Consider the following 17,585-nt stretch of genomic DNA (forward strand, 5'->3'; position numbering starts at 1 on the left):
CCTCCTAGTTACTCTTAATATCATATTTCAATAGTTTCAAAGAATTCATAACAACAAGTATAGTTGTAGAATTATGTAAAACAGATGCATAGATCGGAGCTAAAATTCCAGTTGCACCCAAAACTAAGGCAAAAGTATTAAGTCCAATTACCATTGCAAAATTTTCTTTAATTGTTTTTACTGTATTTTTTGAAAGCCCAATAACCCCCGGTACTAAAAGTGGATTATCTTGTGTGATTGTAATATCAGCAGCTTCCATAGCAACATCTGTTCTTGTACTTCCTAAAGCAACTCCAACATTTGCATATGATAAAGCAGGTGCATCATTTACCCCATCTCCTATCATGATTACATTTGAACCTTTAGATTGAAATTTTAGGATATTTTTTGCTTTATCTTCAGGCATTAGCTCAGACTCATATCTATCAATAGCCATTCTTGAAGCTATTGTTTCTGCTTGTTGTCTTAAATCTCCTGTTAGTAAAACAATATCATCTACTCCATAATTTCTTAATCTATTTATTGCTTTTTTTATGTTTTCTCTTGGAGGATCTGAAACTCCGATAATACCAATAATTTTATCATCTAGGGCTACATATATTCCAATTTCTCCTCTAGATATAACTCCTCTTTCAGCATCAGCAACTATATTTAAGTCAATTCCAGACTCTAACATAAACTTTTTGCTACCAACTCTAACAACTTTAGTTTTATCGACTTTTACTTCTACTCCTCTACTTACAATAGTTTTTATTTTCCCATGTTTTGGAATTTCTAGTCCTCTATCTTTTATTTCAGACATTATTGCAACTGCAAGAGGATGTGAAGATTGTTCTTCAGCAGCACCAGCAAGAGCTATCATTTCATTTTCTGATACAGAATTCCCAAAAACTTCTACACTTTGAACCTTTGGTTTTCCTTCTGTTATAGTCCCAGTTTTATCAAAAATTACAGTTTCTGCTTTTGATAATTCTTCAATAAAGTTACTACCTTTAACTAAAATACCATTCTTTGCTGCTGTATTTATTGCAGCTGAAAAAGCAACGGCAGTCGAAAGACGAATTCCACAAGAATAGTCTATGACAAGCATACTCATAGCTTTTCCTATATTTCTAGTAGTTGCATAAACTATTCCAGCTAAAATAAAGTTTAAAGGTATAAGTTGAGCAGAGAAAGTATCAGCATAATTTTGAATATCAGCTTTATTTGAATTAGCATCTTCAACTAATTTAATTATTCTCGAAACTGTTCTGTCATCTCCAACTTTTTCAGCTAGAATACTTATATTTCCACTTTTTATAATTGTTCCAGCATAAACTGATTCTCCTTCTCCTTTTTTAACTGGCATATATTCTCCAGTTATTGAAGATTGGTCTATAAGTGCTTCACCTTTTATTATTTTCCCATCAACACTTATTTTTTCTCCTGTTTGAACAACGATGATATCATCTTTTTGTATTTCTTCAATTGGAACTCTTTTTACATTATCTTCAGAAATTTCTTTCCAAACATAATTTTCTCCAACACTTAACATATCTTTAATTGCACCACGAGTTTTTTCCATAGTGTAAACAGTAAGTAATTCAGAAACTTCTTCTAAGAACATTATAGTCAATGCCGCACTTTCTTTTCCAAGTAGAATACTACTTATTATTGCACTAGAACTTAGAGTATCTGCATTAGGTCTTTTATTTTTTGCTAAAGACATTAATCCATTCTTTAACACTGGCATAGCTAAACCTATTGTAGCTAATGTATTATAATTAAAAAACTTTCTTAATCCTGTTGCTGTAACTGGATTTCTTGATTTTACAAAGATATTATAAGCTAAAAGTCCAGCAGTTGTAGCAATTTTTTGTATAATCTCTCTAGGAGATTCTTCTTGTAATTTTCTTTCTATTACATATTTTGATGCTCTCTCATTCTTTTCATTTTTACAAATTTCAAAGATATGAGCATTCAAAGTATTTTGAATAAGATTTATTAAATTTTGGTCACTTAGTGAAATATCTTCAAAATAAATAAGAATGCTTCCTGTAACTAGATTTATTTCAGCACTTTTAATATATTTTACTTGAAGTAATTGTTTTTCTATTTCAGATTTTAGTACTTTTCCCACAAATTTAAAAGCTTTACTTTTTATTCTAATTCTTCCTCTTAACCTATGAACTATTTCACAGGAAAGCAAATTATTATCTTTCATAGATTATTATTTTCCTCCCTCCAATTCATTTTTTAACATATTATAAAACTTTTTCACATTTTTTTCTACTTCATCTACAGACATTCCGTGATAAACTTCTTCATTATTTACAATTATTTCCCAAATTTTATTTAACCAGTTCACAATATCTTCTTCATTCAATTTTGTTTTATCATATTCTATTAAAACTTTACTTGTAAGATAAGAATATTCAATATTATTTATACCAGTTTTTAATTTTATGATTCCTGTAATATAACTTTCGTATTTTTTCATTTGTTCTGGGAATTTATCTAATGATGGAATAAGAAGTCTTACTCTTCCAGGAATACTATGAACAATTTTTACTTTATTAAACATTAAATAAGTTTTCTTTAATAAATTCTTTAACATTACTCCTCCCAATTAACTATTTTTTCCTAATAATCTATATGACCACCAAAGTAATGTTGCTCCACTAGGTAAAATAGGTTCAGTTTTAAATTTCTTAATACCATAACCAAGTAATATAAGACCAACTAAAGAATTTAAATCAAATAATCCCTTAGTTTTATTATATAAAGTTATATTAGCCACCTTAGCAAGCCCATCTAAATTTTCTTTAACTTTACCTTTTCTTTCTTTAAATAATTCTGAATCTAAATTAAGAAGTTTTAAAATAATTCCAAGCATAAACTGAGCATCTACTTGACTGTTATCAAATTCAATAGTTAGACTCCCTAAACTTTTTAAGATTTTATAACTCTTTACAACAGAAATTTTACTAAGATTTTCTCTTAAATTATTAATTTCTGTAATATTATTTTTTAGTTTAGTTATTTCAACCCTTATTCTATTTTTAGTCATGCTTTTTACTTCAAAAATTCCATAAAAATTAGGTAAAACTTTTAATTCATTCACAAAATCCCTCCTATATAAATATTTTTATATACAAAATATATTATAGTTTAATAAATATTTTAAAAACTTTTATTACTTTGATTATAACTTAATAATTTATTTTATGCAAGTATTTTTTTTATTTTTTAAATTAGAATTTAGGAGAATATATAAAAATATATTGATATATTTTACAATTTATAAAATTTAGTGTATAATAAATAGTTCACTTTTAACTAAAATAGAATAAGGAGTTTTTTAATGTATAAAAATAAAGATGTATTTTTAACTGGTTTCGCTTTGTTTGCTATGTTATTTGGAGCTGGAAATTTGATTTTTCCTCCAATGCTCGGATATGAAACTAACTCCACATGGCTTATAACCATAATAGCATTTGTAATAACAGGAGTAGGTTTTCCATTTTTAGGTATAATTTCTGTATCAATTGTTGGAAATAATATGGACGATTTTGCAAATAGAGTTTCCCCAATATTTTCTAAAATATTTGCAATAATATCAATACTTACAATAGGACCTATGCTAGCAATTCCAAGAACAGGAGCAACTGCGTATGAAATTACTTTTTTGTATAATGGCTTAGATAGTCCTATTTATAAATATGCTTACCTTATACTTTATTTTGCTATTGTCATACTTTTTTCTTTAAGAGCAAGTAAAGTTATTGATAGAGTTGGAAAAATATTAACACCTATACTTTTAATATTATTGATATTGATAATTATCAAAGGAATATTTGCAACTGATTTATATATAAATTCTGACACATATCCTCATGCTTTTAAAAGAGGTTTTTTAGAGGGATACCAAACTATGGATACAATAGCTTCCATAGCCTATGCTGGAATTATATTAAAATCTATAAAAAATGGTAGAAATTTAGATAGAAAACAAGAATTTTCTTTTTTGATAAAAGCAGGTCTAGTTGCTATTGGTTCACTAGCTATAATCTATATCGGATTTGCCTTTATTGGTGCTAAAATGCATTCTGTTCTTGTCACAGAAGATAAAATAGAATTGCTAGTAAAAATGACTTCTCACCTTTTAGGAAAATATGGAACTATAATTCTTGCAGTTTGTGTTGCTGGTGCTTGTCTAACTACTGCTATTGGACTTGTTGCCACAGTTGGAGAATACTTTAGTAATATAACTAAAGTAAAATATGAAACTATTGTTATCCTAACAGTTTTTTCAAGTTTTCTATTATCTATATTAGGCGTTGAGAGTATAATTAAAATAGCAGTCCCAATTTTAGTTCTAATATATCCCGTAATTATATCTTTAATAATTTTAAATATTTTTCATAAATATATCGTTAATGACAATATCTATAAAGGTGTTGTCCTTTTTACAGGTATTGTTGGTCTAATAGAAGCACTACAAGTATTGAATTTAAAAAATGATACTATTACTTCTATATATGAAGTTTTACCTTTTTCTGATTTTGGTTTAACTTGGTTATTGCCAGGAATTTTAGGTTTTATTATATTTTCATTTTTAAAAAAGAAAAAGAAATAAAATATAAATAAATAAAGTCTCTGATAGCCATATATGTTCTACAAGTTCAATAAAACAGTAACTTAGAACTAATACGGACATCAGAGACTATTTTTAAAAATTTAATTTTATACTTTCCTTATAAATAATAAAAAAGAGAATTTTTTAGTTTTTAAATTCAAAAAAATTCTCTTAATTATATTAGATCTTAGTCTAAATTTTTTCATCAATAATATTTTGAAAAATAATTTTTAAGAATTAAAGAGCAGAATTAACAATTTCCATAATTCTTTCTTTTTCTTTTTCAGCAACAACTTTTGCTTCAGCTATATCTTTATTAATTTTTTCAACATAAGCTTTATCATCAATTCCTAAAAGATTTATCTTAACATTTAAAATTCCACCTTCTAATCCTGTCATTAAAAGTAAAGCTCCCACTCCTATATCAGTTATTGCATTTTGGTTTCCATTTGTTAAAATTTCTCCAAGTAAACTGATAGCTTTTCCAGATAAAATAACTATATCATAAGGAGTTTTTATTGCTCCCTTAGTAGCTTCTTGAATTGCATCATGTCTTTTAGCTTTATCTTCTTCAGTTTCTTTTGGTAATTTGAATGCAGCTGAGATTGCATTAAATGCTTCTGTATCTTTATCAACTAAAGCAGTTAATTCATCTTTAATTTTTAACAATTCATCAAAGTTTTTAACAAATTTAGCTTTAACATCATCAGGTAAAGCTTCATATTTTTTCTTTCCAAAACTTAAATGAGCAACCATTCTTGCTAAACTTACTCCTAAAGATGAAGCTAGAGCAGCAACAGATCCTCCACCAGGTGCTGGAGAGTCAGAGTCAACAACATCTATAAATTTTGATACTTCTAAATCTACTAATTTCATTTTATTCCTCCTATTATTTTACTTATCTTTTAAAAACTAATTTTCCATTTTTGTAAACACTGTCAGTATGATTTATTCCAAAATGATATAAGAAATAAGCCATATTTGGCACATCAAAAACAGCTATATCTGCTTTTTTACCAACTTCAATAGAACCTATTGTATCTTGTTTAGCAACAGCTTTTGCTCCATTTATAGTAACTGCTTTAAAAACTTCTTTAGGTGTCATTTTTAAATGAGCAGCTCCAATTTGCATAACAAATTGTAAGTTTTCTGATGGACAAGAACCAGGATTATAGTCAGTAGATAATGCAACTTCTATTCCAGCTTCTATCATTTTTTTTGCAGGAGCATAGTGTTCCATTAAGTTAAATGAAGTTGCAGGAAGTAAATCGGCTATTACATTACTATTAGCAAGTGCATTTATTCCTGAGTCAGTTATTTTCATTAAGTGTTCAGCAGTAGTTGCTCCTAATTCAGCAGCAAGTTCAACTCCACCAAGTGAAACAATTTCATCAGCATGAATTTTTAATTTATATCCTAATTCTTTTGCAACAGTTAAAATTCTTCTACTTTCATCAACAGAGAAAACTTTATCTTCACAGAAAATATCACAGAATTCTGCTAAATTTCTTTCTTTAACAATAGGTAACATTCTTATAACTTCTTCTACATAACCTTCTTTATTATTTTTATATTCAGGGGGTGTAGCATGAGCAGCCATAAATGTTGAAACTAAAGTTACTGGTTGTAAGTAGCCTAAAATTTTAGTAACTTCTAATTGTTTTAATTCATCTTCCAAATTTAATCCATATCCACTTTTAGCTTCAACAGTTGTAACTCCAAGCTCTAACATATGTCTTAAACTTTTTAAAGTCTTTTCTATAAGCTCTTGTTCACTTGCATTTCTTGTAGATTTTAAAGAGCTTAAAATTCCTCCACCTTTTTCTAAAATTTCTAGGTAAGGAACTCCTGCAATTTTCATAGCAAATTCATTTTCCCTAGACCCTCCATGAACTAAATGTGTGTGAGAATCTATAAGACCAGGAGTAACTAATTTACCACTTAAATCTACCATTTCTGTTGCTGGTGTTAAAAATTCTTTTGGAACTTCTCCACTTCCAACAGCAACTATTTTATCTTTTTCTATTACTATATATCCATTATTTTCTATTACTTCAATATTATCCATTTTCTTAGAGTTATCAAGCTCTCTTGAAGTTACTAATTGTCCAATATTGTATAAAACTAAATCTGCCATTGTATTCCTCCTTCTTATAGTTTTATAAAAAGGCTGTTATATGTAAAGCCACGATATCCGTATCATTCTACGAACATTAATTCAATAGAATATACATCTATCAGTGGCTTAATAATAAACTAAATAACAGCCTTTTTTTATTTTTATTAGATATTTGCTTCTAATACTTTTTTAATATCAAAATCAGTTAAACCTAAATATTTAACCATTAATTCAACAACTTTTTCCATAGACATAGAATCTACATCATCTTTTACACCATCACAAGCCAGATAGTATTTTAAAGAGTCAGTCAATGATGCATAAGGAGTTGCTCCTATAATTTCACAACCTGTAACTTTAACTCCCCATCTTTTTGCTTCCATTTTTACAGTTTCCATTATTCTGTAAATTGGATTTTTAGTATAATCTTTTATATTCATTGTTACTTGAACAAATCCTTTATCTAAAATTTCAGCAGGTCCAGCTTGAATAAATCTAAATCCTCCACTTGAAAATCTTATAGCTTTAGCAATTTCTTTTGGCACATCAACATTAGTTGTTGCTAAATTAATATTGAAAGCTATTAAAGGCATTCTACATCCAACAGCTGTAACTCCTGCTGTAGGGTGAGGTGCTCTTTCTCCAAAGTCTGGAGCCCATTCAGGTTGTTTCAATTTTTCTGCCATTCCTTCATATTCACCTTTTCTAATATCAGGTAAAGATACTCTGTTAGGTGCAGTTGCAGTACTTTCATACAAGAAAACTGGTAATCCAAATCTTTCCCATACTGCTTTACCTACTTCTTTTGAAATTTCATTACATTCTTCAGTAGTCATTTCTTGAATTGGTAAGAAAGGTACAACGTCTGTTGCTCCCATTCTCTTATGTTCACCTTTATGAACATTCATATCTATTTCCTTAGTTGCAATTCCTATTGATTCAATAACAGCTTTTTTAACTTCTTCAGGATCTCCTAATACAGTTACAACTGTTCTGTTGTAATTTGCATCAGGTTCAACACTTAAAAGTTTAATTTTTTCATTATTCTTATATGGTGCTACAATTTTTTCGATTTTTGCTAAATCTTTACCTTCACTATAATTTGGAATACATTCTACTATCTTTGCCATTTTTTCCTCCTTAGAAATTTAAATTTTTTATTTTTAAAATCATTTTAAAAATGATTTTTATTTAACCTATCATATAACAAAATAAAAGATAAATCAAGTGCTTTTTTTTAGAATTTTTATCTATTATCTTTTACTCTCACAACAACTCTAAATTGTCTATCTGGATGATTTTCCATATTCGCATACTGGATCTTTGCTTCAAATATTTCTCCATAACCGTAATATATTAATGTACTGAAAAAAGAATTTTTTTCTTTTGGTACGTATCCAATTTTTCTGTTCTTATAATAAATAGCAACTGCTTCATTATCATAAGGATTATTTATTTCTTTCACTAAATGAACTTCTTGACCTAATTTTAATTCTTCAATAACATCTAGACCATCATAATAAGCAAAACCAGCTAAGTGAAAATCCATAATATTCCTAGATGGCTCGTATTCTGAAATTTTAGATAATCTAAATTCTTCATTAGTTTTCATAAAAACCTCCTTAACAATCTTGATATTTAAAAATTATGAGTAAAACCAAGTCCAATTATGCTTTCATAGAATTTTTTATTTTTAATACCTCTGTATTGTAAATCAATTAATAAATCGTCATAAATATAATACGAAACTCTTGAAACAAGTTCTAAATTATATTTTTCTCTATCTTCCTGATCATATATTTTGTTATCCATATTAACTTCAATTCCATTGTAGAATTTTAATTTTTTCCATGTATCCTGTCTATTTATTCCTAACTTATAATTAGCAAATTTAAAATTTTCAACAGATTTTTTACCTTTATAAATTCTATTTTCTCCTTCAATTCCTAAATATGCATATGTATTAGGAGTTAAAAATCTTCCATATTCTACATTACCTGAATATTCTCTTTTTTCCACATGTCTTGCTTGAGAGTATCCGACTCCAGCTAAAAATAAATTTTTATCTAATTTATATGAAAAATATGTATGTAAGTCATAATTTCTACCCCAGTATTTTTCATCTGAATTTTTCTGATTATACTTATCATAAGCTATTGTTACTCCGGCACTAACATTTGGATAATCTACAAAATTACTAGAAGTTCCTATCATAAAACCTTTAGTTCTCTCATACTTACTATTACCTCTGTATACATCTATTATTTGTGTGCTCCCACTTTGTTTTGAAAGCCCCATATTTTGATTTATGCTACTTTCTCTCATAAGTTCTAATCCACGATTACTAACATTATTACTTCTTTCAATATTTGAATATGAGTTTACAGATAAAACCATAAGTGCAAATAATAAAACTTTTTTCATAAATCCTCCTTAATACATATTATATTTTTATTTTACCACAAAGTGAACTACTCCCACTTGTAGAAGTGGGAGCTTCTTGGGAAGTATGTGCTTTTATTAGCCACATATATTTAGCAAGCTCTTCGGGTAGTCCCTACCCTGATATATTTTTCTAACTTACTTTTTCTTTTTTTAATATTTCTAAACCTTTTCTTAATATATTTATACTTGCATTGTAATCTCTATCTATTTCTAGTCTACAACATTCACAATGATATATTCTTTCTGACAATTTTAGTGTTTCTTTTATATTACCACAACCAGAACAAGTCTTACTACTTGGATAAAATGTAGGTACTTTTACAATCTTTCTTCCATACCAGTTTGCTTTATATTCTAGTTGTCTTATAAATTCACTCCAACTTACATCTGATATACTTTTTGCTAATTTGTGATTTTTTAACATTCCCTTTATATTTAAGTCTTCTATACAGATTATATCGTGGTTATTGATAATTTTTGTACTCAACTTATTTACAAAGTCTTTTCTTTTATTTCTAATTTTATTATGTATTTTTGCTACTTTTTTCTTTTGTTTTTGATAGTTCTTACTATCTGATAATTTTTTATCGCTATCTTTAGCAAGTTTACATCTCCTTGATAGTTTTCTTTGTTCTCTTTTTAATTTTTTTTCATATTCTTTTGTTAGCTTTAAATTTTCTACTTTTGTAGAATCACTCATTGTTGTAAATTCTTTTATTCCTAAATCTATTCTAATATTTTTATTAGTTTTTGCTAATTCTTCTATTTTTTCTTCACATAATATTGAAACAAAATAATGATCAAGACTATTTTTACTTATTGTTACTGATTTAATTACACCTTTTATTTCTCTATGTAATTTAATTTTGACTAGCGATTTTAGTTTAGGAAGTTTTATGTAACTATCTTTAATATATATTGTGTTCTGATTATTTGTAGTATAGCTTTGGACTGGGTTAGATTTACACTTATATTTTGGAAAACCAAAATCTTTATTTTTAAGGAAATTTTTATAAGCTTTTTCTAAATTTAATTGTGCATTAGCAAGAGCTAAACTATCTACTTCTTTTAAATAAGGATATTCTTCTTTATATTTAGCAGGAGTAGGATATTTATTTTTAATTCCTGTTGATTTATATTCTTCATAATCTTTTTTTCTATCATCTAACATAAGATCTAACACAACCAAAGTTTTTTGAGAAAAAGATTATTTGTTCTAAGGTAAGATATATTCTGAATTTATATGTTTTTTTAACTATTTTCATTTTCTCCTCCTTGCTCTTGAATATATTTTTTAATAATTTTTATACTTGCTCCACTGATGCTCAACACCAAAAAACTTCTACTCCAAAAATATTCTTTTTTTAGTTTTTTAATTATCTTTATTTGATTTAATTATATCATATTTTTGAAACAATTCAATTAATAGTAAAAGGTAATGATAATAATATCTATATGTTAGGAAATAATTATGATTATCAATTTTCTGGGAAAGATGCAGATAGATTATTAAGATTAAGCAACTTTCCAAAAGAATTAAACTTTTCAAGAGAACATTTAAAAAATGCTTCTGTAAATATTCATGTTGATGCAAGAGATGGAAGTGTTGAACTTGATTTCGGAAGTAGAATTACAATTAACAAAAAATCTATTAGAAAAAGCCATTGTAGTTCAAAATTGCATTGGCTTTTTTATATTTTAGGTGTATAATAGTCAAAACTATTGAAAAAATTTCGATTTTTAAATAATTTTAAAAACAAAATTCAGGAGGTAAATATGGTAAAAAAATCTTATGAAGTATTAAATGACCCATTTTTAAACAAAGGAACAGCTTTCACAAAGGAAGAAAGAAAAGAATTGGAATTAACTGGATTACTACCACCACAAATTCAAACAATTGAGGAACAAGCAGAACAAGTATATGCACAATACAAAAGTAAAGAACCTCTAATAAACAAAAGAAGATTTTTAATGGAAATTTTTGACACAAATAGAACTTTATTTTATTATCTATTTAGTCAACATGTAGTTGAATTTATGCCAGTAGTATATGATCCTGTTATAGCTGAAAATATTGAAAATTATAGTGAACTATATGTAAATCCTCAAAATGCTGTATATTTGTCAATAGACTCTCCTGAAGCAATAGAAGAATCTTTAAAAAATGCAACAAAAGATAGAGAAATAAGACTAATAGTTGTAACTGATGCAGAAGGTATTTTAGGAATTGGAGATTGGGGAACAAATGGTGTTGATATTTCAGTTGGAAAGTTAATGGTTTACACAGCAGCAGCTGGGATAGATCCTAAATCAGTTTTACCAGTTGTTTTAGATGTAGGAACAAATCGTGAAACTCTGCTTGAAGATAAATTATATTTAGGAAATCGTCATAAAAGAGTTTATGGAGATAAATATTATGATTTTGTAGATAAATTTGTTCAAACTGCTGAAAAATTATTCCCTAAACTATATCTACATTTTGAAGACTTCGGTCGTTCAAATGCAGCTAATGTTTTACATAAATATTGGAAAACTTATCCTGTATTTAATGATGATATACAAGGAACAGGAATTATTACATTAGCAGGAATTTTAGGTGCATTAAAAATTTCTGGAGAAAAATTAACTGACCAAAAATATATGTGTTTTGGAGCAGGAACAGCAGGAGCAGGAATAGCAGATCGTGTATATCGAGAAATGTTACAACAAGGTTTATCTGAAAATGAAGCTCGTAGTAGATTTTATTTAGTTGATAAACAAGGACTTTTATTTGATGATATGGATGATTTAACTCCAGAACAAAGACCATTTGCTCGTAAGAGAACTGAATTTACTAATGCAAATGAATTAACAAATTTAGAAGCAGCAGTTAAAGCGGTTAAACCAACTATTCTAGTTGGAACTTCTACTCAACCAAATACTTTTACTGAAACGATAGTAAAAGAAATGGCATCATATACAGCAAGACCTATTATATTTCCATTGAGTAACCCAACAAAATTAGCAGAAGCAACTGCTGAAAATTTAATCAAATGGACAGATGGAAAAGCATTGGTTGCAACAGGTATTCCTGCAGACCCAGTTGAATATAATGGAGTAACTTATGAAATAGGACAAGCTAATAATGCTTTAATATATCCAGCACTTGGTTTAGGAGCAATTGCTTCAACAGCAAAATTAGTTACAAATGAAATGATATCAAAAGCTGCACACTCATTAGGAGGAATTGTTGATACAACAAAACCTGGAGCTGCTACATTGCCACCAGTATCAAAATTAACAGAATTTTCTCAAAGAGTTGCTGAAGCTGTTGGTCAATGTGCATTAGATCAAAAATTAAATAGAGAAGATATAACTGATATAAAAGTAGCTATTGAAAAAATTAAGTGGACACCAAAATATTAAAATTTAAAGAGAGGTGCTTAGAAAATGGAAGCATTTATAAGTTCAATAGGAAGTATATTATCCATAGTTTTACTGATAATATTAGGATATATATTAAAAGAAAAAAATTGGTTTAGTGATAGTTTTAGTGGAAATATATCTAAACTGATTATGAATATTGCTTTACCAGCCTCTATTTTTGTATCTGTTTTGAAGTATTTGACATTAAAATCTTTATTATCTTTAACAGGAGCTTTAGTTTATACATTTTTATCTGTAATAATTGGTTATATTTTTGCATACATACTTGTAAAAATTTTAAATGTTCCAGTTGGAAGAAGAGGGACTTTCATAAATACTGTTGTCAATGCAAATACAATTTTTATAGGACTACCATTAAATATTGCCTTATTTGGAAATGAAAGTTTACCATATTTTTTAGTTTACTATGTTACAAATACAGTTTCAACTTGGGCATTTGGAGCAATACTAATTGGCAATGATACAAATGATAAAGACAAACAAGGAGCAACTTTTAATTGGAAAAAGCTGTTTCCGCCTCCATTATTAGGTTTTATAGTAGCTCTTATATTTTTATTTTTAAGTATACCTATTCCAACTTTTGTTAACTCAACATTAGGATATTTAGGAGGAATAGTTACACCTCTATCTTTGATATATATAGGTATAGTTTTACATAATGCTGGGCTAAAAAGTATAAAGTTTGATAGAGATACTATATTTGCACTTATAGGAAGATTTATATTTTCACCAATTATTATGTTTATTTTAATAAAATTTGGTTCAGATATTTTAGGGTTAAAAGAGCTATCAGCTATAGAAATAAAAACATTTATAGTGCAGTCAGCTGCACCAGCACTTGCAGTATTACCAATTTTGGTTAATGAGGCAAAGGGAGATGTGGAATATGCAACAAATGTAGTAACAACAAGTACCTTATTGTTTGTTATTGTTATACCAATCATCACTACTTTATTGGGAAGAATATAAGCTATATAAAAATAAAACTATAGAAAATAATAAGTAAAATTTTCTAAAATGGAAAAGCCATTGCAAAATAGCATTGGCTTTTTTGTATTTTAGGTTATGTAGATGGAGAATATCCAAGTGTTCCAGCAAGAAAAGCAAATCGTGTTTATTATGTTGATTAAGGAGAAAAGAAATTATGAATAATCAATTAGAACAAAATAAGTTAAATGCTATAGCATTTTATAAAACTATGTTTGATGGAGATCCTGAAAAAGCAATAGAATTATATGTTGGGGATGAGTATAGACAACACAATCCTGTAGTTGCAGACGGGAAAGCTGGTATAATTGAATATTTTACTAGAATGAAAAAAGAATATCCAATAGAAGAAGTTAGATTTGTTCGTGCAATAACACAAGGGGATTTAGTTGCTTTACATACTCATCAAATTTGGGGAGAGCCTGATAATAAGGAATATATTACCATGGATTTTTTTCGTTTTGATGAAAATAATAAAATATTAATTTATTAACAGAATCCTGTATCCTATTATACGCATCGGTAGGTTTTAGAGGATTGGGTGATAAATCTGTTAAATCAATAAAAAGAACTGCATTTGGATATTCAAAATTTAACAATTTCAAAAAGCGTATATTAATTCAAGAGGGAATTGTTTCAATTAATGCTTAATTTTTTTATGCAATAATAAATTTTAGTAACAATAAAAAAAGAGAATTTTCAAGTTTTTATTCTCAAAAATTCTCTTAACTATACTAGATCATAATCTAATTTTTTTCATTAACTCAATTTTATAAATAACTAAGAATTTTATCTACTTTTTCTTCCAAAAATTCTAAGAACATACAAGAATAAATTTATAAAATCTAAGTATAGATTTAAAGCACCTATAATACCTATTTTTTCAACAAGTTCAGCATCTCCATCAGCTACATTATAAGCAAGAGATTTGATTCTATTTACATCATAAGCAATAAGTCCAGAAAAAAGTACAACACCTACTATTGTTTCAATCCAATATAAAACTCCTACACCTAAAAACATATTTATAAGTCCCATTATAATAAGAGAAATTAATCCTATTGTAAAGAATCTTCTATAAGAACTTAAATCTTCTTGAGTAGTATAACCAAAAATTGCAGTTACAACAAATATTACTAAAGTCATTGTAAAAGCATATACGATAGTTACTGGATCATAATAAAATCCTATTGTTGAAAGTGTTACTCCATTTAGCAATGAATAAAGTAAAAATAACATTCTAGCCATACCAGATGATATTTTATTTATAAAAAAACTTAAGCCAAAAACCATAGCTACTTCTGCAATAGCAAGAATTCTAAAATAACCTCCTATTCTATACAAAAGTTCTATATTAAATACATACAAATATAAACTTGTTCCCAATGAAATTGCAATTCCTAATACCATATAAAGAAAAACTTTTCTTAAAAAATTATTTGTAGCTTTAATATTAATATCATTATAATTATACATACGATACCTCCATTTTTATTTATTTTTATAAACTTTTTCAATTTTATTTCTAGTTTCTTCAACTATTTCTTCCACAGTTTTATTTTCTGGTTCTATTCTTTCTAAAAACTCAACAGTTAAATCATGTTTCTTTGGAAATTTTTGATTATATGGAAATGCTTCATAAGCTCCTTTCAATACAAAAGGATAAATAGGAACATTCAATTCTTTTGCAAGTATAGCAAAAGTTTTCTTGAAATCTTGTAATTCTCCATCTCTTGTTCTAGCACCTTCTGGGAATATAATTAATTTTTTACCAGTTTTTAAAACTTTTGAAGCTGCTTGTAATGTATTTTTTAAATTTTTATTAACATCAACTAAAATTATATTTCCATTATTTGCAAGGTACTTCATAGTTTTACTCTTAAAATGAAGAGCTGTAGCTATATAGTAATTATTACTCAATTCTTTATTAGTAAAAGAATTATTTACCATAAAAGCATCTAAGAAGCTTTGATGATTTCCTACAATAATACCTGCTCCCTCTTTTATATTTTCTTTTCCACTAGATTTAAATTTGAAATAGAATTTAAATATTGGACTGAAAATAAACTTTAAAAGTTTAGCATAAAATGCACTATTAGGTAGCTTAACATCACTGTCATTTTCAATAATTTTCTTTAAATTTTCATTTTTATCAGTACCTTTTTCAGCTTTTTTATTTATTAATTCTATTATAGAAGATATAGTTTTATGCTCAACAAATTCTTCTTCATTTAAATTTATAGAAAAAGTAGAATTAATAAAATTCATAAACTCTACTATGTCTAAAGAGTCAAAACCTAAATCAAGTTCAATATGAGAATCAAGAGCTATCTCTTTTTGATGTATTTCATTTATATATTTAGCAATTTTATCAAATTTTTCTTTCATTTCTACTGGAACTTCAACTGATTTTTTTACCTCTTTTTTTATTTGCTCATCAGAATTATTTTCTAATAAATCTTTTAACATAAATCTTCTTATTTTTCCTAGTCTAGTCTTTGGCAATTCTTCTTTAACAATTTTTATATCGTGAATTTTTTTATAGTTAGGAGCATTAACATTATACTTATCAATTACTTCCCATTTTATAGCCTCTTTGATATTAACAATTTTTTTAGCAACTATTTCATCAAAATCTGGATAAATAATAGCAAGTAATTGGTCATTATACTCAGTTATAGCAATTTCTTTAATTAAATCAGTACTTTTAATAATAGTAGTTTCAATATCAGCCGGATTTATATTTTTACCATTTGATAGAACTATCATTTCTTTTTTTCTTCCAATAATCACTAAATGATTACCGTCCATTTTACCTAAATCTCCAGTATGGAACCAACCATCTTCATCAAATACTTCTTTAGTTGCTTCCTCTTTCATGTAATAACCTTTCATTACATTTTTACCTTTGACTAGTATTTCATCATCAGAAGCAAATTTAACTTCAACATCTGGAATAACTTCTCCAACTGTATCAGGTCTTTCTCTTCCTGGAACATTGAAAGATATTATTGGTGCAGTTTCAGTCATTCCATATCCTTGAATTATTCTAAAGCCTAAGTATGTGAAATCCTCTAAAATATTTTTATCTATTTTAGCTCCACCTGAAACCATAAGTCTAACATTTCCACCAAAACCTTTATGAATTTTAGAGAATATTATTTTTCTAAGAGCCATAGAATTTGTTTTTTGAGCTAATTTAAACATAAATTTAGCAAGGGAACTTTTATTTATTTGAGCCATTATAGCTTTATCAAGCATTTCCCAAACTCTAGGAACTCCAATTATTACACTAACTTTATGGTCATTTAAAGCTTTCTTTAAGCTAGTAGAAGAAATCTCTCCTAAAAGCACTATTGGAATACCATAATAAAATGGTAAAATCAAAGTAAAACTCAAAGGTAAGATATGATGATAAGGTAACATTGCTAAAATAATATCATTTTCATTTACAAGATTTACAGCACTAACACCTTTAATATTTGCCATAATATTACCAAATGTTAACATAACCCCTTTAGGATTTCCAGTTGTTCCAGAAGTATATGAGATTATAGCAACATCTTCTTCTGAATCAACATCTAGTGTCTCTTTAGGTGATATATAGTCATTCGGTAAAACTATATTATCAACATCTAAAATTTCTACAAAGTTTCCAACTATATTATTTGCTTCTTCAGCAACTTTTTTTGTTTTTTCTGAAACAAAAATATATTTAGGCTTTGAATCATTAAAAACATAGGCAAGTTGTTCTGCTGTATAACCAGCATCCAAACTCATGGCTATTCCTTTTTTATTCCAAACTGAAAGAAATGAAAAAATAGTTTCTGGTCTATTTTCCATCATTAAAGCAACTCTATCTGCTTTATCAATTTTTAGAAAATCTGAATAATAATTAACATATTTTATTACATCAACATATGAAATTTTCCTATCCTCATATGTTACCGCTGTTTTTTTCCTATCATATAAAAATCTAATTGACATTTC

16 protein-coding genes and 3 pseudogenes are annotated in these 17,585 nt (G+C 27.2%); 6 read left to right on the forward strand and 13 right to left on the reverse strand.

Translation table 11 applies throughout. The features are described 5' to 3' along the window. Positions 1-4: 4 nt before the first annotated feature. From BQ2505_RS06095 to BQ2505_RS06105, 3 genes are read right to left on the reverse strand one after another with little or no spacing between them, the layout of a single operon-like run. A complete protein-coding gene (locus tag BQ2505_RS06095) occupies positions 5-2,203 on the reverse strand; it encodes a heavy metal translocating P-type ATPase (RefSeq protein WP_074016885.1) in 2,199 nt (732 codons plus the stop codon). A 6-nt stretch (positions 2,204-2,209) separates the two neighbouring features. Next, positions 2,210-2,596, reverse strand: coding sequence for an HMA2 domain-containing protein (locus BQ2505_RS06100; protein ID WP_074016886.1), 387 nt, complete (start codon positions 2,594-2,596; stop codon positions 2,210-2,212). A 12-nt stretch (positions 2,597-2,608) separates the two neighbouring features. Then, positions 2,609-3,103 (reverse strand): HMA2 domain-containing protein, encoded by a 495-nt coding sequence (locus BQ2505_RS06105; RefSeq protein ID WP_083232324.1) that lies wholly within the window; start codon positions 3,101-3,103, stop codon positions 2,609-2,611. Between the two features lie 240 nt (positions 3,104-3,343). Between BQ2505_RS06105 and brnQ the strand changes: the two genes are divergently transcribed. Then, on the forward strand, positions 3,344-4,618 hold the full coding sequence (gene brnQ, locus BQ2505_RS06110) for a branched-chain amino acid transport system II carrier protein (RefSeq protein WP_074016887.1): 1,275 nt from the start codon (positions 3,344-3,346) through the stop codon (positions 4,616-4,618). Between the two features lie 237 nt (positions 4,619-4,855). Here the strand turns inward: brnQ and BQ2505_RS06115 are convergent, their stop codons facing one another. From BQ2505_RS06115 to BQ2505_RS09140, 8 genes and pseudogenes are all read right to left on the reverse strand, one after another. Continuing rightward, positions 4,856-5,494 carry a cyclodeaminase/cyclohydrolase family protein gene (locus tag BQ2505_RS06115; RefSeq protein ID WP_074016888.1) on the reverse strand — a complete coding sequence of 213 codons (639 nt, stop codon included), beginning with the start codon at positions 5,492-5,494 and terminating at the stop codon, positions 4,856-4,858. Positions 5,495-5,516: 22 nt separating this feature from the next. Then, positions 5,517-6,755, reverse strand: a complete 1,239-nt coding sequence (gene hutI / locus BQ2505_RS06120) for an imidazolonepropionase (RefSeq protein WP_074016889.1) — start codon at positions 6,753-6,755, stop codon at positions 5,517-5,519. A gap of 146 nt (positions 6,756-6,901) precedes the next feature. Then, complete coding sequence (gene ftcD / locus BQ2505_RS06125; protein WP_074016890.1) at positions 6,902-7,867, reverse strand: glutamate formimidoyltransferase; 966 nt, start codon at positions 7,865-7,867, stop codon at positions 6,902-6,904. A 116-nt stretch (positions 7,868-7,983) separates the two neighbouring features. Next, a complete protein-coding gene (locus BQ2505_RS06130) occupies positions 7,984-8,349 on the reverse strand; it encodes an HIRAN domain-containing protein (protein WP_074016891.1) in 366 nt (121 codons plus the stop codon). Between the two features lie 26 nt (positions 8,350-8,375). Continuing rightward, positions 8,376-9,161 carry a hypothetical protein gene (locus tag BQ2505_RS06135; protein ID WP_074016892.1) on the reverse strand — a complete coding sequence of 262 codons (786 nt, stop codon included), beginning with the start codon at positions 9,159-9,161 and terminating at the stop codon, positions 8,376-8,378. Between the two features lie 151 nt (positions 9,162-9,312). Beyond that, on the reverse strand, positions 9,313-10,353 hold the full coding sequence (locus BQ2505_RS06140) for a transposase (protein ID WP_235817375.1): 1,041 nt from the start codon (positions 10,351-10,353) through the stop codon (positions 9,313-9,315). Next, the gene (locus BQ2505_RS09095; protein WP_235817376.1) at positions 10,343-10,447 is read right to left on the reverse strand and encodes a helix-turn-helix domain-containing protein; all 105 of its coding nucleotides are present in this window, start codon (positions 10,445-10,447) and stop codon (positions 10,343-10,345) included. Before BQ2505_RS09095 ends, BQ2505_RS06140 begins: the two co-directional genes overlap by 11 nt. After that, positions 10,434-10,571: pseudogene (locus tag BQ2505_RS09140) on the reverse strand (transposase); the annotation flags it as partial. The pseudogene BQ2505_RS09140 and the gene BQ2505_RS09095, both read right to left, overlap by 14 nt. A 21-nt stretch (positions 10,572-10,592) precedes the next feature. Between BQ2505_RS09140 and BQ2505_RS06150 the strand changes: the two are divergent. The 5 genes and pseudogenes from BQ2505_RS06150 to BQ2505_RS06170 all read left to right on the forward strand — a co-directional run. Then, a pseudogene (locus BQ2505_RS06150) lies at positions 10,593-10,832 on the forward strand (hypothetical protein); the annotation flags it as partial. Positions 10,833-10,943: 111 nt separating this feature from the next. Continuing rightward, complete coding sequence (locus tag BQ2505_RS06155) at positions 10,944-12,587, forward strand: malolactic enzyme (protein WP_262360292.1); 1,644 nt, start codon at positions 10,944-10,946, stop codon at positions 12,585-12,587. A 24-nt stretch (positions 12,588-12,611) separates the two neighbouring features. Next, complete coding sequence (locus tag BQ2505_RS06160; protein WP_074016894.1) at positions 12,612-13,577, forward strand: AEC family transporter; 966 nt, start codon at positions 12,612-12,614, stop codon at positions 13,575-13,577. Between the two features lie 83 nt (positions 13,578-13,660). Continuing rightward, positions 13,661-13,738 (forward strand): annotated as a pseudogene (locus BQ2505_RS08950) (diguanylate cyclase); the annotation flags it as partial. A gap of 14 nt (positions 13,739-13,752) precedes the next feature. Next, the gene (locus BQ2505_RS06170) at positions 13,753-14,088 is read left to right on the forward strand and encodes a nuclear transport factor 2 family protein (RefSeq protein WP_074016895.1); all 336 of its coding nucleotides are present in this window, start codon (positions 13,753-13,755) and stop codon (positions 14,086-14,088) included. 296 nt (positions 14,089-14,384) lie between these two features. Here BQ2505_RS06170 and BQ2505_RS06175 read toward each other — a convergent pair whose 3' ends face one another. Both BQ2505_RS06175 and BQ2505_RS06180 read right to left on the reverse strand, forming a co-directional pair. Next, the gene (locus tag BQ2505_RS06175; protein WP_074016896.1) at positions 14,385-15,071 is read right to left on the reverse strand and encodes a Bax inhibitor-1/YccA family protein; all 687 of its coding nucleotides are present in this window, start codon (positions 15,069-15,071) and stop codon (positions 14,385-14,387) included. Positions 15,072-15,086: 15 nt separating this feature from the next. Further along, a complete protein-coding gene (locus BQ2505_RS06180; protein WP_074016897.1) occupies positions 15,087-17,582 on the reverse strand; it encodes an AMP-binding protein in 2,496 nt (831 codons plus the stop codon). Positions 17,583-17,585 lie beyond the last annotated feature (3 nt).

Origin of the sequence: Fusobacterium massiliense (assembly GCF_900095705.1) — a bacterium.
In the GTDB taxonomy this organism is placed as follows: domain Bacteria; phylum Fusobacteriota; class Fusobacteriia; order Fusobacteriales; family Fusobacteriaceae; genus Fusobacterium; species Fusobacterium massiliense.